Genomic DNA, 20,272 nt, shown 5'->3' with positions numbered 1-20,272 from the left:
AGCCCCGTTCTTGAACGAGGCTTCCGCGCCGACTTAGATGATCGGAACCGTGACCCAGTTGTGGCTGCTGTCATTCAGGTTCGGAATGTTGGTACCCGCGTAGTTGCTCGGGCTGTACGGGCTCGTGCCGTTGTACCAAGCACTGTTGCACAGGTCGCCGGTGTAGCCGTTCTGCTTCGTCCATGCGCCCGGCAGCTTCGCACCGGACTTGCTCGGCGAGATGCAGACGACGACCTGGCCAAGCGTGACCGTCTCGCTGATCGAATAGCCGGAACCGAAGCTCTCGTGCGCGCTCAGCGTATCTGTCTGCTCCTGGTTGAACGAACCGCCCGGAACGCCGGCTGCAACTTCGGTCTTCGGGCCGAAGTAGGCCGGGATGGTGTAGCCCGGCGTGGTATAGGCTGCGGTTTCTTCGATGTAGCGGCAGTTAGCCTGATCGGTCGGATGACCGTTCTGCGGGCCGGTGGGCAGCGACGTGTTGAACGCGGTGCAATTCTGAGTCACTGCTTCTTCATTGCCGTGGAAGTCGGGATTGACGATCCAGTGGCCGGTCCGCGGGTGGAACACCGGCGGCACGTAGACCGGCGGATTATAGACTTCCTTCGAAATCGTGCAGGTGTAGGCGACCGCGTAGGTCGTCTTGAACTGCGCCGTGAAGTCGTACTGGCTGTTGCTGTAGCTGCCGCCGGTCGCCTTCTGCAGGCCGAACATGTTGACGCTGCCGCCATTGCGATACGGGTTGCCCGAAATGAACTTTACGCCTGGGCTGAACGTGCCCGCGGGCGATTTGGCCGTGGTCAGCGTGCGATCGGCTTCGCTGCCGATTTCAGCCGGGCCGCTAACGTAGGAAGGAGCCCCTTGAACGACGGCGGCGGTGTAGCGGTCGCTGTTCGCGGCCGATCCGTCTGCGTCAGCGGTTGCGGCCGCAGTGTCGCACTGGGACTGCGCAGCGGCCAGGTTGGCCGTGGTCAGTTCGGCCGGATTGGCGCTTGGCGTGGATGAAATAAGCGTGACCGCTGCGTTGGCAGGCGACATCATGGTTGAACAGAGCAGCGCGCTCGCGGCTGCGATCTTGATCAGTTTCATGGCAGTAATCCTCTTCCCCGGTTCGATTTTTCACCTGGGAGCGGCGGGGGTGTGCGACTCGGAAGGTGATAATTTCCTGTTAAACCAAGTCGATTTAATGCTGAACTTACCAAAGGTTAGTAGCCTTAGGTTAACCAGGACGAGTCCCGCGCCGGGACAGTGCCAGATTTGACTTTGCTATGTCGCTTTTGGCTGCACCGACGCTCTGCGCGTAAGTCAGCCCAGCAGGTCGCGCGCCCGCATGGCGAGTTCGGTCCGGTTGGAGACACCGGTCTTTTCGAAGATTCCGTGCAGGTAGACTTTGACCGTGCCTTCCGTGACCCCGAGCCGGTCGGCGATCTCCCGGTGTCGAAGCCCCTCGGTCACCAATGCAACCAGGTCGCGCTCGCGCGGGGTCAACGAGGGGCCCGTGGCCTCCGCCGCTATCGAAGCGAGCTGCGGGTCGATCCATTGCCGGTCCGAGCCAACGCAATTCAGGCACTCGAGCAGCAGAGTCGGGTCCGAGTTCTTCAGGACGATGCCGTCGACCTCATGCTTCAATGCTTCGGCCAGCGCATGGCGGTCGATGGACGCAGTCAGCAGCACCACCTTGATGTTCGCCTTGTCTGCCCGGAGCTTCCGAAGCACGTCGAGACCGCTGCCGTCCGGCATCTGCAGGTCGAGCAGGGCGATGTCGGGCTTCGTCGCCGCGATCATCGACAGGGCAGCCGAACCACTGCTCGCCGTGGCAACGAGTTCGTAGTGAGTTCCTTCGAGAAGCGACCGGACCGCGCCTTGGATGATGGGATGGTCGTCGGCGAGCACGAGCCGGGTCATGTCGCGGAACTCCGTAAAGGCAGGGTAATCGAGACGGTTGTCGAGCCGTTTCGCGTGGCGAGCATCAAATTGCCGTCCGCCTCGTCGACGCGCTCGCGCAACGACCATGGCGCCCCGGGCGCGAGCGGCTCCGCCCCTCCCCCGTCATTGACGATGTCCAGCCGCAAGCTCCCGCCTTCCTCGGACAGCGAAACTCGAATTGCCGTCGGCGCCGCATGGCGCGCGGCATTGGCAACGGCTTCCCGCACCAGTTGGTGCGTGTCGAAATGAAGCCGCATCGGGACCGCGGCGGCCGACACCTGCGCGTCGAAACTGCAATGGACACCCCATTGCCGCGCCAGTCGCGCGCAAAGCTTCTCGAGGTTCGCGGCCAGGTCGATCAAGCCGACTTCCTCGCTGCGCATCGCCCCGATGCTCGAGCGCAATTCCTGCTGCTCTTCCAGCAGCATTTGTTTCAGCGACGCGAGCTGATCGACGATCGCGCTTCCGGAGCGAGCCGACCGAGTCAGTGCCTCGACCTGGAAACAGGCCCCGGCCAGGAATTGAACGATGCTGTCGTGCAGGTCCCGGGACAGCGCCAGGCGGGCGTGGGCGACCGCGTTGTGCTGCGCGGCCGAAAGCAAGGCATGCCGCTGGATATGAAGCTCGATCGCGGGCGCCAATTGCTCGCCAAGGCTGAGATAGTCGAGGCTCAATCCGCGAATGCCGCCCAGCAACAACAGACCGTTACCCGTGTCGGCCGAAAAGGGGACGCCAAGCCCTTGCATGTCGGAAAGCGGTCCCAGCGCCGATCGATCGAGCGCCGAGCTAGCGGTAAAAAAACGGAAGCCCCGTCCCCCGCCGCCGGCCAGCGCGCGGTCCCGCGCAAGGTCGAACAGGAATGGTGCGCGCGGATGGCTGTCGGGGTCGCCGTCCCACTCGATCGACCGGGCCTCCGGTTCGTCGCCCGTCCGGCCGCATAGGACGGTCAGGCTATGCGCTTCACTTGCGCGCCAGATCAGCACGCCGAAGGTCGCTTCCGTCGAGCGCAGCGCCGCCTTGAGCGCGCTGGGCAGGGGTGACTCGTCGGGTGAAATGTCGCCGAGGAGCTTGCCCTCAAACGTCCATTGCGGCGCGCCCTGGTTGATTCCGAACCAGATCAGGATCGCGGACAGAATGACCAGGTGGGTGCCCCGAAGCACGAAGCGCTGATATTCGAACTGGTCGCTCGCCACGCCGGCAAGCGCGGCCGCTGCGAAATACATGACGATCAAGGCGGCGCCGGTCAGCGCGGTTTGGCGCCAGCCCCACCGGATCGCCGAGGACAGCATGATGAAGACGAAGAACAAGAAAAACGGGCTGGTGTAGCCGTCGGTGCTGAACATCAGCAGACCGAAGACGAAGACATCCAGCCAATGCGCCGGGCCGGCGAGCCGGGCATCGAGCCACCAGCTGTTCCAGGTGGCGGCACCGACCAGGCCCGCGGCCGCGACGTAGCTTGCAAGCAGCCAGTAGGTTTCGGGCGCGTTGCGGGCGGGCTGGCTCGAATCGATCCAGATCGAGAACAGGAAGATTGCCGACAGCACGAAGCGGCCAAGCGCGATCACCCGCCCCGAACGATGTTTCAGGCCCCGGTCAAACACCTTCGCCCCCAAACCCCCCGCAAGCCCCTTAATCGCGGTTAACTTTATATTGCATAGCAGTCATTCAACCGCCCGTCCGCGAATGCAATCCGGACTGGGTGTGTTGAGCCAGCTGCGCCCGAAGCCGGTCGGCCGCCACCTGGCGAGCGGTGTCCTGATCCAGTCTCAAGGCATCGGCGATCGGCTGGCCAAGCAGCGCGTCGCCAAGGCCGAGCAGGACGAGCCAAAGGGTCGCTTCCCCGACCTGGTGATCCTCATCGCCGTCGCTGAGCTGCGCGACGAGGCTGCGGATCGAATGGAGGACTGGGTCGAGCGCGTCGCGGTTGCCGGTGAGGATCATCCAGGCGGCGAGTGCGCCGGCGCCTTCCTTCCCGAACGCATCGAAGGTGCCGTCGACGATCTCGCGAGCGTCGGTCTCGCCCTTGCGCGCGCGCTCGACGGCGCTGGCGATGCTGCTCGTCACGCGCTCGGCGATGCTTCGGGCAAGTTGCGACTGGAGCTGCGCTGCCGAACCGAAGTGATGAAGCAGGTTGGCGTGGGTTCGGCCGATCTTCGCCGCGACCGCTTTCAGAGTCACCGCTTGCGGGCCTTCGTCCAGGAGCAACTGGCGCGCCGCCTCGATCGCGGCATCCCGGCTTTCCTCGGAAGTCAGGCGCTTGCGAACTATTGACACGCTTGTCAGTTACCTCCACCTTCGCGATCGATGCGTAGAGCCGACGCCCTGACACAAGCCCCCCCGGGCCTGACGATCACGCCGCGTGACCGTCGATTCGACCGCGCGCCGTTGAAGGCCCGTCTTTGGCACGGCGGTCGCGTTGAGGCGACTGCCATTTACAACGCCCTTTCGGCTACCTTCCCGGACGGCGAAGCCTTCTTCGTCGAAAGCGTCCGCAAGTTCCGCGACGGGGTCCCCCTCGGGCTAGCCGCCGACATCAAGGGGTTCACGACGCAGGAGGCGATTCACAGCCGCGAACATCTTGCCTTCAACCGGCGCGCGATTGATTCCGGCTACGACCTCACGAAGCTGGACGCCGATGTCGAGCGCCGGCTGGCGCTGACCCGTTCGAAGCCGCCGATCGTCAGCCTTGCCGCAACCATGGCGTTGGAGCACTTCACCGCCATCCTTGCCCATGAACTGCTCAAGGATCCGCGGCACCTTGAAGGCGCCGAGGCGGAGGCTGCGGCGCTATGGCGCTGGCACGCCTGCGAGGAGATCGAGCATAAGGCCGTGGCCTATGACACCTGGCTGTTCGCGACCCGCGACTGGACCCGCTGGAAACGGTGGAAGGTAAAGGCGCTGGTGATGCTCTACGTCACGCGCAACTTCCTGGTCGACCGGACGGCTGGCGCGCTTGAACTGATGCGCCAGGACGGAGTCACCGGCCTTGCCGCCTGGACCAGGCTGCTCGCCTATCTCTGGCTCCGCCCCGGCATGTTCCGCAAGATCGGCGGCGCCTGGCTGAGTTATTTCCTCCCCGGTTTTCATCCTTGGGACGTGGACGACCGCCATCTCCTCGCCGCATACGCAGCCGAAGCGAGCGGCCGTCCCGAGCCTGCCAAAAAGGTTCGCAGCGCCGCCTGAGTCAGGCCGCGAGCGGCTCGTCGGCCTCGACGCGCACCGCCGCCAAGGCCAGCCGCATCAGACGCGCCGGAGTCTCCTCCCCGCGCGCGCAGCTGTGCCGGGGCGCGATGATGCCGGTCGGCTCGAAGCCGAGCTTGTCGAGCACTCGGCCCGATGCGGGATTGTCGATGAAGTACGAAGCCTCGAGCGTCGCCAACTTCAGCGTCCGCGCAATGTCGATGACCGCTTTGCAGGCTTCCGTGGCAAGCCCGCGCGACCATTGGGTGCGCGCGATCCAGTAACCCAGCTCGACCGCGCCCGAAGGGCGCCGGCCGAGGCCGCAAGCGCCGACCAGCCGCGGCGCCGCATCCGTGCGCTCCGTAATCACGAAGCTGGGAAGGACCGGGTCGCGGCGCTGACTGAGGAATGCGTGCGCGTCATCGAGCGAGTATGGCGACGGCGCGCTCGCCAGGTTGCGCAGGATGCCCTGGTCGGCGATGGCGGCGTGCAGTGCCTGCGCATCTTCAGGGAATCCGGGCCGCAGCAGCAGCCTCCTGGTCCGGGCGAACATCGTTTCCTCCTCCCCGGCGGCCCGTAGCGCCGCCGTGTTACGTTTTCGGGAGAAGGCAAAGAAAAAGGGGAGCCCCTTCCGAGGCTCCCCTTCTCCCTATCTGGTCTCGATCGCTTAGGATCTCGTCCGGGCCGCCCCTTGTGGGAACGGTCCTTTTGCAACCGATCCTATGCTTCGTTCGCGTCCGCTGCCGGCATGATATGCACGTACTTGCGGCCAAGCTTGCCGTCTCGGAACGCGACGGTGCCGTCGGTCAGCGCGAACAAGGTGTGATCCTTGCCCATGCCGACGTTGGTGCCGGGATGCCACTTGGTGCCGCGCTGACGCACGATGATGTTGCCGGCGCGCGCCGACTGGCTGCCGAACAGCTTCACGCCAAGGCGCCTGCCTTCACTGTCGCGACCGTTGCGGGACGAGCCGCCTGCCTTTTTATGTGCCATCGTTAAAGCTCTTTACTTTTTCTTTGCCGGGGCCTTGGCCGCAGGCTTCTTGTCCGCGCCCTTAGCAGGTGCAGCATTTTTCGTCGAGGCCTTCGTTTCGGCCGCCTTGGCGGGCTTCTCGGCCTTCGCCGGCTTGGCTGCTTCAGCCTTGGCCGGCTTTGCCGGCGCTTCGGCCGCTGCGGCGGCGGGCTTGGCTGCTTCGGCCTTCGCCGGCTTCGCCTTCTGCTCAGCCTTCTTGTCGCCGATCGACACGATCTTCAGGATCGTGTGCTGCTGGCGATGGCCTTTCTTGCGGCGATAGTTGTGCCGGCGCCGCTTCTTGAAGACGGTGACCTTCTCGCCCTTCGCCTGCGCGATGATCTCGGCAGCCACGTTGAGGCCTTCGACGGACTGCAGGCTGCCGCCATCGCCGGCGAGCAGGATGTCGCCCAGGGTGATGCGGTCGCCGGCGTTGCCGTCCAGCTTCTCGACTACGATCTTGTCTCCGGGCGTGACGCGGTATTGCTTGCCGCCCGTGCGCACGACTGCGAACATTGGCTTGATCTCTTCTGTAGTTATGCCGCGCCCTGGGCCAGGCAGCCCACGCGCGAAAGCGTGCCGCCTATGGCAGCCGCCCCGGACTGTCAACCTAGTGGCGGTGCTCCGGACGCAGCTGGTAGCGGCCTTCGTCGAAGCGATCGAACATCGTCGTGATCGCCGGATGGTCCACCGGTTCGTCGGTGTCGTCGGGTACCAAATTCTGCTGGCTGACGTAGGCGATGTAATTCTGCTCCGCATTCTCGGCGAGCAGGTGGTAAAACGGCTGGTCTTTCGCCGGCCGCATCGATTCCGGGATCGACAGGTACCATTCTTCGGAGTTGGCGAATTCCGGATCGACGTCGAAAATGACGCCCCGAAAATCCAGCAGCCGGTGCCGGACGACATCGCCGATGCCGTAGCGGGCCTGCGGGATGGGGGTGGCTGGGGACGTCATGAAGGTTGAACGTTCGATATGCGACATGGCTGCAATCTAGGCGCCCGCGCGGGCTAGGCAAGGTGCGGCCTCGCTGCTAGACGCCCGCCCCGACCGCGTGCCGGCATGTCCGCGCCGCACCTACCGAGCGGAGAGGTGGCTGAGTGGTCGAAAGCACCGCACTCGAAATGCGGCGTGCGGGTAACCGTACCGTGGGTTCGAATCCCACCCTCTCCGCCATCACTTGACGCTGTTCCCGCCCGCGCGTGCGTTTGACGGCTGCGGGTACCGGCGTAGATGACGGTGCAACGGCAGCTTAAGGACCGCCCGCCAGAACGATGTCGACGCCGCGCAATCCCGATCAGCTAAGCGACGCGGACGCCGGTTCCGGGCGCGGGGCGGGCAAGGGCCTTCGGATCGCCCTGTTTTCGGGCAATTACAATTGCGTCCGCGATGGCGCCAATCGGGCGCTGAACCGGCTGGTGCGGTTCCTCCTCGACAGCGGGGCCGAGGTGCGGGTGTATTCGCCGACGACCGCCGAACCTGCGTTCGAGCCTGCCGGCGACCTGGTGTCGGCACCCAGCTTCGCAATCCCGTTTCGCCCCGAATATCGCATTGCGACAGGGCTCAACGCCGCCTTGCGTGAGGATATTCGAAGGTTCGCTCCGACCCACGTCCACCTCTCCGCGCCCGACTGGCTCGGCACCAATGCGGAGCGGTTCGCTCGGGAGCTGGGCGTGAAAGTGGTGATCAGCCACCACACCAACTTCGAAAGCTACCTCGATTACTACCGGTTGGGCTTTCTTCGCGGCTGGCTGCGCAAGCGGCTGCACCATTATCATGGCAACGCCGACCTCATCCTCCTCCCCAATCGTCCGATCGCAGAGCAGTTCGCGGCCGGCGGCTACGACAATCTCGCCATCTGGAGCCGCGGCGTCGACCGGTCGCTGTTCACGCCGGAGCGCCGGGCAGAGCCGTGGCGGAGCGCAGCCGGGTACGATCCGGATGAGCCCGTCGTCCTGTTCTTCGGACGGGTGGTTATGGAAAAGGGCCTCGCGGTGTTCGCTGCAGCGATCGCCGAACTGCGCCGGCGCGGGCATAAGGTTCGGCCGCTGGTGGTCGGGGATGGCCCGGCGGCGGAGTGGTTCCGCGACCGTCTCGGCCCGGCCCATTTCACCGGGCATCTCGACGGCGATGCGCTCGGCCGCGCCGTCGCCAGCGCCGACATCTTCATTAATCCAAGCGACACCGAAGCGTTCGGCAACACCAACCTGGAAGCGATGGCTGCTGGGCTGGCAATCGTCAGCGCGGACGTCCCGAGCGCTTCCGCGCTGATTGACGACGGCGTCAGCGGGCTGCTCGTCTCCCCGCGCGACCCAATCGCTTACGCCGATGCGGTGGAAGACCTCATCCGCTCCCCGGAAAAGCGGCGCGAGCTCGCGTCCGCCGCGATGGCGGAAAGCGGCCGCTACAATTGGGATGAAGTGCTCGGCGTCGTTCTGAAGGCCTATCGGGACATCGGGTCGCCGTGTGACTAAGCGACTGCTGACTATCGCGGTGCTGGTGGTCGCGCTGGCGCTCTTCTTCGCGCTCGGCCTCGACGAGTATTTGCGGCTCTCGACGATCAAGGCGGCCCAGCAGGAACTGACCAGCCATTACCGGCGGGCGCCCGGGCTGTTCATCGCCGGGTTCATGCTGCTACACGTCACCGCGCTCGCGCTGTGCCTTCCGGGCGCGGTGTTGACGATGGCACTCGCTGGCGGGGCTATTTTCGGCCCCTATCTCGGCACGGCGATTGTGCTGACTTCGCTGACTATCGGCGACTCGCTCGGCTTCCTCGCCGCGCGGTTCCTGATCGGCGACTGGGTCCGCAAGCGCTTCGCCAATTACCTTGAAAAGACTCAGCGCGAGGTCGACAGGAACGGCGCCTTCTACCTGTTGTCGCTGCGCCTCACCGCTGCCGTGCCCTATTTCCTCGTCAACCTCGCCTTCGGGGTCAGCAGGATGCCGTTGCGGATCTTCGCCCCGGTCAGTTTCCTTGGGCTCACCCCGGCGACCGCACTGTATGTGAGCACCGGGACCGAGCTCGGCCGGATCGAGACTGCGGGCGACGTGCTTTCGCCGCGGCTGCTGGTCTGGTTCACGTTGCTGGCCATTGCCCCGCTCGTCGCCCGGTTCCTGCTTCGCGGCGTCGGCAAACGCCGCCTCAGCCCGGACAGCTAGGTCCGCCTCAATCGATCGCGAGCGGCGCGAAGTCCTTCACCAGGCGGTCGATCGCCAGCACCTGCTGCAGATACGGTTCCAGCGCGTCGAGCGGCAGCGCGCAAGGTCCGTCGCACTTGGCCTGGTCGGGATCGGGATGCGCCTCCAGGAACAGGCCGGCGATGCCCAGCGCCATCCCCGACCGCGCCAGCGCCGCCGCCTGCTGCCGACGACCGCCCGCGCTATCGGCGCGTCCGCCAGGCTTCTGCAGCGCATGGGTGGCGTCGAAGACGACCGGGGCCATGGCCTTCATCGCATCCATGCCAAGCATGTCGACGACCAGGTTGTTGTAGCCGAAGCTGGATCCGCGTTCGCACAACAGCACCTTGTCGTTCCCGCTCTCGCGGCATTTGGCGATGATGTGGCGCATCTCCTCCGGGGCGACGAATTGCGGCTTCTTAACGTTGATCGCCGCGCCGGTCGCAGCAACCGCCATGACGAGGTCGGTCTGCCGCGCCAGGAAGGCCGGGATTTGCAGGATGTCGATGACCTCGGCCGCCGGCGCTGCCTGGTGCGGTTCGTGGACATCGGTCAGCAGCGGTACCCCGAAGCGCTCCTTGACGCCGCGCAGCACGCGCAGGCCTTCGTCGAGGCCGGGCCCGCGGAACGAGTGGATCGAAGACCGGTTCGCTTTGTCGAACGACGCCTTGAACACGTAGGGGATGCCTAGACGGCCAGTCACCTCGACGAAGCGTTCGGCGACGCGGAACACGATGTCCTCGTCCTCGATCACGTTCATGCCGCCGATCAGGACGAACGGCCGGTCGTTGGCGAAGGCGATGCCGCCCGCAAGCGAGACGCTGATGATGTTCATCCTGCCCGCATAGTCGCTCGCGCCGGTCGCCGCCAAGGCCGCACGGCGTTGTTGCTTCCTTCGGCGCCGGGTAGATGCAACCGGGATGAACGACGCGCCGCTGCTGCTCGACGTGACGAGGCTGGTCTGGCGCCGCTGGGTCGGCCGCCACCCGACCGGGATCGACCGCGTCTGCCTCGCCTATCTCGAACATTACGGCCCGGATGCGCAGGCGGTGCTTCACTACAAGGGATTTCGCCGCATTATTGGCCGCAGGAGTTCGGCGGCGCTATTCCGGATCCTGCTGGAGCCGTCGGTCCGCTTTCGCCGGGCGCTCGCCGTGATCCTCGCGCGTGCCGGGCTGGCGGGGCAGGCCAGCCGCGACCGTCTCTATCTCAACATCGGCCACACCGGGCTCGATCGCGACGGCTTTCGGACCTGGGCGGCAAGTGCCGCGGTGCGGCCGATCTATTTCATCCACGACCTCATTCCGATCACGCACCCGCAATATTGCCGGGCGGGAGAGGCCGACAAGCACCGGCTGCGGATGCGGACGGTGCTGGAAACGGCGCGCGGGGTCATCGGCAACAGCCAGGCAACGCTTGCTGCCTTGTCCGACTTCGCCGCCTCTGAAGGGCTTCCAAATCCACCCGGAATTGCCGCTTGGCTCGGGGCGACGACGTTGCCGCCGGTGCGCCAGCAGGGCGTGCCCGACAGCCCGACCTTCGTCATCCTCGGCACCATCGAAGCGCGCAAGAACCACGAAATTCTGCTGCGGGTCTGGTCGCGGCTGGTGGATCGTCTGGGCGAGAAGGCGCCCAAGCTGTTGCTGATCGGCCAGCGCGGATGGGAAGCGCAAGCGGTCTTCGACCAGCTCGATTCCGACATTCGGCTGCGCGGCTCGGTCGAGGAATTGAACCGTTGCTCGGACGAGGAACTGGCGCGGCACCTCGCCGGTGCGCGAGCGCTGCTGTTCCCAAGCAAGGCGGAAGGGTTCGGCCTGCCCCTGGTCGAAGCGCTTGGGATGGGCGTCCCGGTGATCGCGAGCGACCTGCCGGAATTCCGGGAGATTGGGCAGGGGGTGCCAACATTTCTGCCAGCCGACGACGAAGGTGCTTGGGAACGCGCGATCCTCGACTTCGCCAGCGACGCAAGCGAGGAACGCGCGGGGCAGCTAGGACGAATGCGCGACTTTCGCCTGCACAGCTGGAGCGATCACTTCCGGCAAGTCGACGACTGGCTCGCCACGATCAACGAGTGATCGTCGTTCCCAGGTTGACCAGCGTATAAGTGAACGAAGCGACGATGTTGGTGAACTTCGCGAAGTCCGTCAGCGGCGAATTCGCGATATAGACAACATCCTTGTTCTTGATCGGGAAATTCTGCGCGACCAGGAAAGTCGCCGGGTTGGTCATGTCGACGCGATAGATGACCGGAATCTTCCCCTCGGGGGTCGCCTTGGCGTTGACCAGAAGCGCGGGATCGAGCGCGCGCGGGTCTTCGAAGCGGAAGATGAAGACGCCTTTGACGTCGGCCCGATTGTCCTGGAGGCCGCCGATCCGCCCCAGCGCCTGCGAAAGGCTGACATCGGTCCCTTCCAACGGCACCTCGGCATTGGTGCCGGACGCGCCGAGCGCGGTGAAGGTGTAAGGCTGATAGTACACCGTGACGATATCGCCCGGTGCCAGCACGATGTTCTGGCTGGCGTCGCTGACCACCATTGCCATCGGCAGCGTCACTGTCTGCGCGCCGCGCGTGACCTGCACGACACTCTTGGAGACCGCCTGGCGCGATCCGCCAGCGGTCGCGAGCACTTCGAGGAGGCGCTCCCCGCCAGCGGTCAGTGGAATGCGGCCGCTTTGGTTGACTTCGCCAAGCACCGAAACGGTGGAGCTCGTGTTGGTCACTCGGCGGACGACGGCCTGCGGATCATGGGCCTTGCCGCGAAGCCGCGAGACGATGTCCGCCGCGATCTGCTGCGGGGTCCGGCCGGCGGCGCGGATCGAGCCAGCGAACGGGACCGAAATCAGTCCATTCAGGTCGACCATTTGCTGCGGAAGCTCGATGCCGCTGGAAACCGTTGTCGGCCGGACGTTGTCGGAAATTGTCGTTCGGGCGAGCGCGCCCGAAAACAGCACTGCCGGGGGCGCCTCGACGATGCTGATGTCGATGACATCGCCGGGCCCAATGACGGTCGCGCCGGCAAAGCCGGGACCGAGCTGATCGGAAAACAATGACGGGCGGTTCGCGAGCGCAACCCGGCGAGCAACGTAGCCGTCGACGTCGACCACTTTGATGCCGGACTGCTCGATCGATTGCGCCGAAGCCCTCATCACCCGGCCGGCCGAAGGACCGGAGGCGCCGGCGGACATGCACCCGGAAAGCGCAAGCGCCATTGCCGCTGCGGACAGCAACTTGACCGCATTGCGCGGCAGCCGCGTCGATGGTGTGCTCGAAATCATCATGCCGCTGACTTGGCCCCGCTTACAACTCTTTGATAAACATCGACAGTTCTGTCGACGCACGTTTCCCACGTGTAGCCTGCCGCGATCTGAATGCCAGATGAAACGGCAATGCGTCGCCACTCCTCGTCCTCGAGCGCCTGGACGATCGCTTGGGCGAAAGCGTCCGCATCGTCGGGCTCGACGAGCATCGCCCCGCCCTTTGTGACTTCGGCCAGGCAAGAGCCGCCAGCGACGACGGTGGGCACGCCACTAGCCATCGCCTCCAACGGCGGCAACCCGAAACCCTCGTAAATGGAGGGATACAGGAATAGCGCGGCGCCCGCATAAATCGCTGGCAGCTCGTCCTCGCTGACGAAGCCTAGCGGGATTACCCACCCTTCGTCGGCGCCCATACGGATCGCGTGGTGGAGCGCATCGTTCTTCCATCCGCTGGCACCGGCAATGGCTAGTGGAAACCGTTGGCGAAGCGCGTCCGGAAGCCTGCGCCACGCCGAAAGCAGGCGGTCGATGCGCTTGCGGGGCTCCAGGCTCGACAAGGTCAGGCCGTACCCGGCGGGCGGCAGGCCATGCCGCCGCAGGATCGGCGCGCGCTCCGCTGCTTGCATCGGGCGGAACGACGGTGCGATTCCCAACGGCACTGCGGTCACCAGGTCCGGCGCGAATCCGGTGAAGGCGATCACCTCCTGCCGGATGGTCTCGCAATCGGTGATAAGGTGGCTTGCGCGCTCGACGCTGCGCCGCATCTCGCGCTCGAAATTGGCGACGCGTTCGGGCGGGTGCATTTCGGGAAAGCGAAACACCGACAGGTCATGGATCGTGACGACGCCGGTTTCCGCCCACTCCGGCAGCATATAATTGGGTCCGTGAACGACGTCGCTCCGGGCCAGCATGGGGCGCTCATCCCGAGGGCGGGCGAACCTGTCCGCAAACTTGCGCCAGCGCGTCCTCGGTGCCGCCGAGTCGAGCAGCGTTCGAACCTCGCGGTCGCCGCGGAACATCGTCAGCGATTCGACGTCGCGATGGCTGGGGAGGCGATTGGCCAGTTCCAGGCAATAGCGGCCAATGCCGGTCAGTTCCGGCCCGATCGCGTCGACGGCAAGAGCGACCTTCAGCGGCAGGTCAGGCCTCGATCATCCAGCGCAGCGTGCTTGCCAGCGGCGGCATGTCGAGCCCCCCGATCAGGTCGAGTAGGCGGCTGTTGTCGCCATAGAGCGTTTTTACCTCGTTCTTGCGAACGAAGTCGGGGTTGGAGCGGACCTGCAGTCGGTGACCGGAAAGCTCCTGCACCAGGTCGAGCACTGTCCGCAGCGTATAGCCGCGGCCCGAACAAATGTTCAGCGTGCGACCGCGCGCGGCGGGCGTTTCGAGCAGCCTCAGGTAGCATTCGACGACCGAGCGCACGTCGGAAAAGTCTCGCTCGACGTCCAGGTTGCCAAGTTCGATGACCGGTGCGCGGCGACGGGCGTGGTCGACGATCTTGGGGATGACGAAGTCGGTGGACTGGCCGACGCCGGTATAATTGAACGGCCGCATGATCGTGATCGGCAAGCGGCTCATGTACAACTTGGCGACTAGCTCCATTGCCAGCTTGCTGATGCCATATTCGTTGATCGGCTCGGGCGGCGTGTCCTCGGTCAACACGCCCTCGCGCTGGTTGCCGTAGACGTTGGCGCTGCTCGCCAGGATCACCGCGCCGCATTGCGCAGCCTCGGTAGACACCGCCTGCAGCAAGTTGCGGCTGCCGATCAGGTTCGAATCGTAGATTTCCCGCGGATCGGAATGGGCGACAAAGGAAATGCCGGCGAGGTGAATGACCGCATCCGGTCGAACCTCTCGAACCGTTCGGCTAAGCTCGGCCACGTCGGTGAGGTCCGCGACATGCGTCACCAGGCCTTCGGCAGCCGTGTCCGTGCCCGGCCGAAGCAAGCCATGCACGTCAAAGCCGCGATTACGTAGGGCGGGGACCAGATACTGTCCTGTAAACCCATGAACGCCGGTGACCAGAATGCGCTTCATCTGCGGTCAACCACCAAATCGTCCGCGCGCGCGATCCATCTAGAAGGAAAAGCCGGCGGTGTTCCGGCGCAAGTCGGCGTCGACCATCATTCGGCAAAGCTCTTCCAGAGTCGTCCGCGGCTCCCAGCCAAGCTTTTCCTTGGCCTTGGCAGGATTGCCGATCAGCAGCTCGACTTCCGCCGGGCGATAGAATTTGGGGTTGATCTGCATCACGGTCTTGCCGGTTGCCGTGTCGATCGCGGTTTCGGCTTCGCCGCTGCCACTGAATTCGACCGTGACGTCTGCCGCCTTGAATGCCATTTCGACGAAGTCCCGCACGGTCTCGGTGCGGTTGGTAGCGAGTACGAAGGTGTCGGCTTCGTCGGCCTGCATCATGCGCCACATGCCTTCGACATATTCCTTGGCGAATCCCCAGTCGCGCTTGGCGTCGAGGTTACCCAGTTCAAGCCGGTCGGCTTTCCCCAGTTTGATCTTGGCGACCGTGTCGGTGATCTTGCGCGTCACGAATTCGCGTCCGCGAAGTGGGCTTTCGTGATTGAACAGGATGCCGCTGCTACCGAAGATATCGTAGCTTTCGCGGTAATTGACCGTGATCCAGTGGGCGTAGAGCTTGGCGACGCCATACGGGCTGCGCGGGTAGAAGACGGTGTCCTCGTCCTGCGGGACAGCCTGCACCTTGCCGAACATTTCCGACGTGCTGGCCTGGTAGAAACGAATTTTCGGGTTCACGCACCGGATCGCCTCGAGAAGGTTGAGAGGGCCGATCCCGGTGATCTCCGCGGTGGTTACCGGTTGGTCGAACGACACCCCGACGAAGCTTTGCGCGGCGAGATTGTAGACCTCGTCGGCCCTGGATCGCTCAAGCAGGCGGATCGAGGCCGACAGGTCGGTGAGGTCGTGCTCAACCAGGTGCAACCTGGGATGCTCGCTGATCCCAAGCTCCTCGATGCGCCAAAAGTTGACGGAGCTGGTGCGGCGGAACGTGCCGTAAACCTCATAGCCCTTGTCCAGGAGCAATTGGGCCAGATAGGCGCCGTCCTGGCCCGTAATCCCCGTGATGACTGCAGTTTTCATTTCAACGCTTCGCTATTCTTTCACTTCGGGAAGAGGTTTTCGGCGACAGTTCCGACCTGGCGCTCAAATGCGCGGCATAGCTTCGTCGTAAGGGCACCTTCGCAGCCGCGGCGAGATAGCAGACGCCGCATCCCGGTCAAACGCGCATGAAGTCCGCAAACCGCTCATTTGGCGCGCGCGGGGACGCCGAACGCGGTGACTCCGGAAGGGATGTCCCGGACCACGCTGCTACCGGCGCCGACGGTCGAGTCCGTCCCGATCTCGATATTTGGAATGACCGAGCTTCCGGCCCCGACAAAGGCGCGGTCGCCGATCTTGACGCAGCCGGCGAGCGCGCAACCCGGCGCAATGTGCGCAGCGCTCCCGATGACGCAGTCATGATCGACCGAAGCGTTGGTGTTGATGATCGCAAAGTCCCCGACGGCGGCTTCGGCGTTGATCACCGCACCGGCGAAAATGGCGACTCCAACCCCAAGCTTGGCTGAAGGAGAAACGATGGTCTGGGGCCCGAGAGCGTTCGGCAATTCGAACCCCATCGCAATCAATTCCCGCCCGATACGCTCGCGCACGGCATTGTTGCCAAGGGCTGGAAAGGCGAAGCGGATGCCGGCCGACCGAAGCTCCGGCAGCAACGAATCGTCGCCGAGGACATCGGCGCCGACCACTTGCCGACTGCTCCCATCGGGATCGGTGCATCCGACGACGTTCCAGCCCGAATGGCGCAGCGCCTCGATCGCGACCTTCGCATGGCCGCCGGCGCCGATGACGACGACGGCGCGCGCCAGGTCGATCTCGTTCATGTTCATGCTGCCGCCGCTCCGAGCGCAGCTTCCGCATAAGCTGCTGCGACCGTTGCCCAGCTGCTGCCGCTTAGCCGCGAGTAAATGCGTTGCTGCCTTTCCAGAATCTCAGTCCGATTGGCGATCGCCTCGGCGATCGCCGTAGCCAGGCCGTCCGCATCATTGGGGTCGAAGGTAAAGTCGCGGATGTCGGGCTCGCTCTCGGCCAACTCGTCGAGATGGGGCCCCGCCGCCATCAGGCACGGCGTGCCGATGCTCACCGCCTCGTAAAATGGGAATGGGGCATGGCCGCCCTCGAAAATCGATGGGTGAACCGCAAGCGCCGCACAGTGAAGCAGGGCGGCGTGGACCGGGCGCGGAAGGTCGGGAAGCGAGACGATGTCCAGGTGGCTTTGGGTCGCTTCGATCAGTGCGGGCAGCACGGTCCATTCGTGGCCGAAGTGCAGAGGCGCAGTGGTCAGGAGCTTCAACGGTTGGCGTCGCTCGCGGGTAAGGATGGTGACGGCCCGCGCCGCGACCTGGATATTCTTGGTGACCCGGTCCTGCGTGGAAACGGCGACGAAAGGCACGTCTTCGAACGGAAAATCGCGCAGGTAATCCCAACCCTGGGCCGCGCAATGGTCGCGCAGCATCGTCGCGGCTTGTGCGCGACTGGCCGGCGTACCGGTCCGCCGCTGGACGAAAGGAAGCAGCGGCTGCAGGTCGGGCGGCGCATGCGCAATCGGGACGATCTTGCTCCCCGGCACACCGAACAGCTCCTGCAGGTGTCGGTTGGCGACATGATCGGAAAAGGTGATGACCCGGGCCGCGTGCGGCAGCAGCTCGCGCACGGCTCGATCCCATTCCAGGTGAGCACCGCGCTCGCCCCACGCGGCATCGCTGAACTCATGAAACGCCTTGGGGATCGCATCGGGGAAGATGGCGGTGACCGGCTTGTTCAAAAGCCTCGCCGAGCTGAAGTTGGGGAATAGCGTCAGCCACGCTTCGACTGGAACATGGTCGTTGGCGAATTGCGCGAGCGCGTCGAACGTCTCGCAGGTCGCCCCCACGTCGTTCGGCGAATGCAGGGTGAAATCGCGCCCGGGCGTCGCATCGAGAGTCGCCAAGTCCCGCGCCGCCGGCTCGCGCACCTCGTCGGGGACGATCACTCGGAATAGATATTTGCCGCCGCTCTTCGACGCGCCTTCGATCAAGAAGCCGAGCAGGCGGGTCATGCCCTCGTTCGACCAGCGCGCATTGGCGGGCCACTGCGCCCAGATGCCGATTTCGCGCGGAGCGGTCACTGGACTCGGCTCGACCGCTTTTCGCCCGACAAAGCGGCGACCGCATAGTCGGCGGCAACTGAGTCCCATCCCCGTCGATTGAGCCGGTCGAAGATCGCCGCCTGGGCCTCGACGGCGGAGTCACGGTCGTCGCCGATGCGCCGGATCAATTCGGCAAGGGCGTCCGGGTCGTAAGGATCATAGACGAAGGGGCGCAAGGTCGGCTCGTCTTTCAGAAGCTCCTCGATGTGCGGGCCATTGGCGAGCACCGCCGGGGTTCCGACACTGGCCGCTTCGTAGAAGGGCAGGGCGCCAATGATACCTTCGTAGAAGCTGCTGTGGACGATGATGCTCGCGCAATGGAACAGCGCCGCATGCACCTCGCGCGGAAGGTCGGGCAGCGAGATCAGGTCGCGCTGGAACTGATGTTGCTCGACGACTTGCGGAAGCCGCGTCCAGTCGGCTCCGAAATGCAGCGGGGCCGTCATCAGTACTTTCATCGGATGGCGATATTGTCGAACCGCACGCAGCACCGCGTCGGCGGTCAGCCCCAGGTTCTTCGTCGGCCGGTCCTGAGTCGCCGCGGCGACGAACTCAACCTCCTCGAACGGGAAGTCCCGAAGATAATCGATCCCTTTGTCGCGCATGTAAGCGCGCAGCGTTTCGGCCGCCGCGGCGCGGCTTTGGGCGCTCCGGCGGCGGTCGTCGCCAAGGCCGATCAGGCCGCTCAGGTCGGGCGGCGCCAGTGGGACCACCGTAACCTTCGACCGGTCGATCCCGCACAGTTCGACCACGTGCCGCTGCGCCACATGCTCGGAAAAGGTGATGACGGCGTCGCTATCTTCAAGCACTTTCGTCGCGACATCGCGCCAGCGTACCCAGGCGCCGCCTTCGCCCCAATGAATGTCGCCGGGCCAGCCGAGCGGGAAATCGTAGGGCAATGCGTCGGGAAAAAGCACCGCCTTGGGCTTGTCGAGCAGCAGCGCGCCTGAAAACTTGGGAAAGGTCACAACCCATGCGCGGACGGGGACGTTGCGGTTGGCATAGTCGGCAAGGCCGGCGATCGCCCGCCACTCCGCCTCCATCGAGGGAAACGGCTTGGCCTTAAGCCCGGCGTCGAGCTCTCGCGGATCCTCCGGCGACCAGAGCGCCCAGTCGCGGCCCTCAACCGCCTTCAGCGTGCGCAGGTCGGCGCGAACCTCGGCCGCAAGCTCGGGCTGGACCACGAGATGGAAGATATATTTTCCGCCCGTCGCCGCGCCTTCGATCAGGAAGCCGACGACGCGCGAGACGCCTTCGTTGGTCCAGCGAGCGCCTGGCCCCAGCTCCGACCAGAGGCCGATGGGAACGCGGGGCGTGTCAGCCAAGGCGGTCGCTCATAACCCGCTCCAGGATGGCCTGAAGCTCGCTTGCAACTTGCTTGCGCACGGCTGGCGTCGAAGCGACTGCGAGCGTTCGCTCGCCAGCCATCGCTTCCACATCATGCAGCGCGTCGGCGATCGCCAGTGGATCGTCCAAAACATAGAGGGCGGCGTTACCCCGCGCGGCATCGGCGTTGGCGCGGTTCACCGCATAGTCGGCGCCGACGAATGCCTTTCCGCGGGCCTTTGCAAGCAGTGGCGCCTCGCCCTCGCCGCCCGCAATTCGGCTCGACCAGATGACGGAGCAGGGCTGCAATGCGCGCACCAGCGCGGCCTCGGACGCGACATGACGAACCGGCAGGCCGTAAAGCACGTCGGCGAGATGCTGCGGCAGCGCTCCGAACGAATCCTCGATCGTGTCGGCTCTTAGATCGTCGACGACGATTCGGGGCTGCAGCGTCCCTCCTTCCGACAGGTAGGTGTCGAGGCCTTCAGCCGCGGTCGCGAGGTCGTCGAGGGCGGCGGACGAGACCAGCCACGCCAGGGCGTTGGAATCGCCCTCCGCTTGACCGGCGGGAGCTTCCCACCGGCAATCCAGGAGATTCGGTCCCGTGACGACGCTTGCCGACCGAACGCCGGCGTAGCTGACCAGATCGTCGGCGGTCGCCGGATCGCTGGTCAGCACCGTCGACTGGCGCCACATTCGGAAGGCGTCGACCTGCTTCTTCCAATAGTCGTCGTCGATGCTTTCGGCGAACGCTTCCGGGACGACCCTGGCCGCAAGGTCGGTGCAGTAAAACAGGGTCGGAGCGAGCGGCAGCACAGCGCCCAGCGCGGCATCGGCGAAAGCGACGACGGCGTCGCAATCCTGGAAGTTCCAGCCCCAGTCGCGCGGGACCACGACCTCTTGTATTCCCTCAAGGTCGAGCGAGTCCGGCAGTTTGGCGAACATTCGCCTGGCGTTGTCGACCGGCACCGATTCCCAGCGCAGCCGCCGCACGACGGTGCGAGGATTGTCGCGGCGCAGGTTGCGTTCAATCCGCCGCCACTGGCTCTCGCTCCGCTCCGGAAGGCCGATCGCCGCTGAATGATCGGCACCCAGCGATGTCACCAGCAGCGACAAATTTCGGGCGCGCCGAAGCAGGCCCAGGTCAATGCGGGTTGGAAGCAGGATTCCGATCTTCATCGTGG

The 20,272-nt window shown here is 65.0% G+C and carries 20 protein-coding genes, 1 tRNA gene and 1 pseudogene; 5 read left to right on the top strand and 17 right to left on the bottom strand.

Annotated features, from left to right (window positions below; genetic code table 11):
• Positions 1-33: 33 nt before the first annotated feature.
• The 4 genes from G7078_RS00820 to G7078_RS00805 form a co-directional block, all read right to left on the bottom strand.
• Positions 34-1,086, bottom strand: coding sequence for a hypothetical protein (locus G7078_RS00820; RefSeq protein ID WP_166092020.1), 1,053 nt, complete (start codon positions 1,084-1,086; stop codon positions 34-36).
• 216 nt (positions 1,087-1,302) lie between these two features.
• Positions 1,303-1,902 (bottom strand): response regulator, encoded by a 600-nt coding sequence (locus tag G7078_RS00815; RefSeq protein WP_166092018.1) that lies wholly within the window; start codon positions 1,900-1,902, stop codon positions 1,303-1,305.
• On the bottom strand, positions 1,899-3,524 hold the full coding sequence (locus tag G7078_RS00810; RefSeq protein WP_166092015.1) for a sensor histidine kinase: 1,626 nt from the start codon (positions 3,522-3,524) through the stop codon (positions 1,899-1,901). The genes G7078_RS00815 and G7078_RS00810 overlap by 4 nt, the downstream gene beginning before the upstream one ends.
• A gap of 64 nt (positions 3,525-3,588) precedes the next feature.
• Positions 3,589-4,197: a TetR/AcrR family transcriptional regulator gene (locus G7078_RS00805; protein ID WP_166092013.1), complete on the bottom strand. Its 609-nt coding sequence runs from the start codon at positions 4,195-4,197 to the stop codon at positions 3,589-3,591.
• 30 nt (positions 4,198-4,227) lie between these two features.
• Between G7078_RS00805 and G7078_RS00800 the strand changes: the two genes are divergently transcribed.
• Entirely contained in the window at positions 4,228-5,106 is an 879-nt protein-coding gene (locus tag G7078_RS00800; protein WP_166092011.1) for a metal-dependent hydrolase, read from the top strand.
• Position 5,107: 1 nt separating this feature from the next.
• Here the strand turns inward: G7078_RS00800 and G7078_RS00795 are convergent, their stop codons facing one another.
• The 4 genes and pseudogenes from G7078_RS00795 to hspQ all read right to left on the bottom strand — a co-directional run bounded on the left by G7078_RS00795 (position 5,108) and on the right by hspQ (position 7,069).
• Positions 5,108-5,656: a GNAT family N-acetyltransferase gene (locus G7078_RS00795; protein WP_166092009.1), complete on the bottom strand. Its 549-nt coding sequence runs from the start codon at positions 5,654-5,656 to the stop codon at positions 5,108-5,110.
• 167 nt (positions 5,657-5,823) lie between these two features.
• Complete coding sequence (gene rpmA, locus G7078_RS00790; RefSeq protein WP_166092008.1) at positions 5,824-6,096, bottom strand: 50S ribosomal protein L27; 273 nt, start codon at positions 6,094-6,096, stop codon at positions 5,824-5,826.
• A 171-nt stretch (positions 6,097-6,267) separates the two neighbouring features.
• A pseudogene (gene rplU, locus G7078_RS00785) lies at positions 6,268-6,630 on the bottom strand (50S ribosomal protein L21); the annotation flags it as partial.
• 94 nt (positions 6,631-6,724) lie between these two features.
• Positions 6,725-7,069: a heat shock protein HspQ gene (gene hspQ / locus G7078_RS00780; protein WP_246166395.1), complete on the bottom strand. Its 345-nt coding sequence runs from the start codon at positions 7,067-7,069 to the stop codon at positions 6,725-6,727.
• A gap of 129 nt (positions 7,070-7,198) precedes the next feature.
• Between hspQ and G7078_RS00775 the strand changes: the two genes are divergently transcribed.
• The 3 genes from G7078_RS00775 (at position 7,199) to G7078_RS00765 (ending at position 9,271) form a co-directional block, all read left to right on the top strand.
• Positions 7,199-7,288: transfer RNA gene (locus tag G7078_RS00775), tRNA-Ser, on the top strand.
• 98 nt (positions 7,289-7,386) lie between these two features.
• The gene (locus tag G7078_RS00770) at positions 7,387-8,586 is read left to right on the top strand and encodes a glycosyltransferase family 4 protein (protein ID WP_166092002.1); all 1,200 of its coding nucleotides are present in this window, start codon (positions 7,387-7,389) and stop codon (positions 8,584-8,586) included.
• Positions 8,579-9,271, top strand: coding sequence for a TVP38/TMEM64 family protein (locus tag G7078_RS00765; protein WP_166092000.1), 693 nt, complete (start codon positions 8,579-8,581; stop codon positions 9,269-9,271). Before G7078_RS00770 ends, G7078_RS00765 begins: the two co-directional genes overlap by 8 nt.
• A gap of 7 nt (positions 9,272-9,278) precedes the next feature.
• Here G7078_RS00765 and kdsA read toward each other — a convergent pair whose 3' ends face one another.
• Positions 9,279-10,124 (bottom strand): 3-deoxy-8-phosphooctulonate synthase, encoded by an 846-nt coding sequence (gene kdsA / locus G7078_RS00760; protein ID WP_166091997.1) that lies wholly within the window; start codon positions 10,122-10,124, stop codon positions 9,279-9,281.
• Between the two features lie 85 nt (positions 10,125-10,209).
• Here kdsA and G7078_RS00755 point away from each other — a divergent pair, with 85 nt between their 5' ends.
• Positions 10,210-11,364 (top strand): glycosyltransferase family 4 protein, encoded by a 1,155-nt coding sequence (locus tag G7078_RS00755; RefSeq protein WP_166091995.1) that lies wholly within the window; start codon positions 10,210-10,212, stop codon positions 11,362-11,364.
• On the opposite strand, the gene G7078_RS00750 is transcribed toward G7078_RS00755, so the two are convergent.
• The 8 genes from G7078_RS00750 to G7078_RS00715 all read right to left on the bottom strand — a co-directional run bounded on the left by G7078_RS00750 (position 11,354) and on the right by G7078_RS00715 (position 20,267).
• Entirely contained in the window at positions 11,354-12,568 is a 1,215-nt protein-coding gene (locus G7078_RS00750; protein ID WP_206367455.1) for a polysaccharide biosynthesis/export family protein, read from the bottom strand. The two genes, G7078_RS00755 and G7078_RS00750, sit on opposite strands and share 11 nt — an antisense overlap.
• Positions 12,565-13,632, bottom strand: a complete 1,068-nt coding sequence (locus tag G7078_RS00745; protein ID WP_281346924.1) for a glycosyltransferase family 4 protein — start codon at positions 13,630-13,632, stop codon at positions 12,565-12,567. The genes G7078_RS00750 and G7078_RS00745 overlap by 4 nt, the downstream gene beginning before the upstream one ends.
• 55 nt (positions 13,633-13,687) lie before the next feature.
• The gene (locus G7078_RS00740; RefSeq protein ID WP_166091993.1) at positions 13,688-14,584 is read right to left on the bottom strand and encodes an NAD-dependent epimerase/dehydratase family protein; all 897 of its coding nucleotides are present in this window, start codon (positions 14,582-14,584) and stop codon (positions 13,688-13,690) included.
• Between the two features lie 39 nt (positions 14,585-14,623).
• Positions 14,624-15,658, bottom strand: coding sequence for a GDP-mannose 4,6-dehydratase (gmd, locus tag G7078_RS00735; protein WP_166091990.1), 1,035 nt, complete (start codon positions 15,656-15,658; stop codon positions 14,624-14,626).
• Between the two features lie 164 nt (positions 15,659-15,822).
• Positions 15,823-16,458 (bottom strand): acetyltransferase, encoded by a 636-nt coding sequence (locus G7078_RS00730; RefSeq protein ID WP_166091988.1) that lies wholly within the window; start codon positions 16,456-16,458, stop codon positions 15,823-15,825.
• Positions 16,459-16,460: 2 nt separating this feature from the next.
• Entirely contained in the window at positions 16,461-17,741 is a 1,281-nt protein-coding gene (locus tag G7078_RS00725; RefSeq protein WP_166091985.1) for a glycosyltransferase family 4 protein, read from the bottom strand.
• Positions 17,738-19,087, bottom strand: coding sequence for a glycosyltransferase (locus G7078_RS00720; RefSeq protein ID WP_166091983.1), 1,350 nt, complete (start codon positions 19,085-19,087; stop codon positions 17,738-17,740). The genes G7078_RS00725 and G7078_RS00720 overlap by 4 nt, the downstream gene beginning before the upstream one ends.
• A complete protein-coding gene (locus tag G7078_RS00715; RefSeq protein ID WP_166091981.1) occupies positions 19,080-20,267 on the bottom strand; it encodes a hypothetical protein in 1,188 nt (395 codons plus the stop codon). The genes G7078_RS00720 and G7078_RS00715 overlap by 8 nt, the downstream gene beginning before the upstream one ends.
• Positions 20,268-20,272: the final 5 nt, after the last annotated feature.

Source organism: Sphingomonas sinipercae, from assembly GCF_011302055.1.
In the GTDB taxonomy this organism is placed as follows: Bacteria; Pseudomonadota; Alphaproteobacteria; order Sphingomonadales; family Sphingomonadaceae; genus Sphingomicrobium; species Sphingomicrobium sinipercae.
Note: the sequence above shows the minus strand (reverse complement) of the source record. Positions and strands in the feature narration are given on the sequence as shown.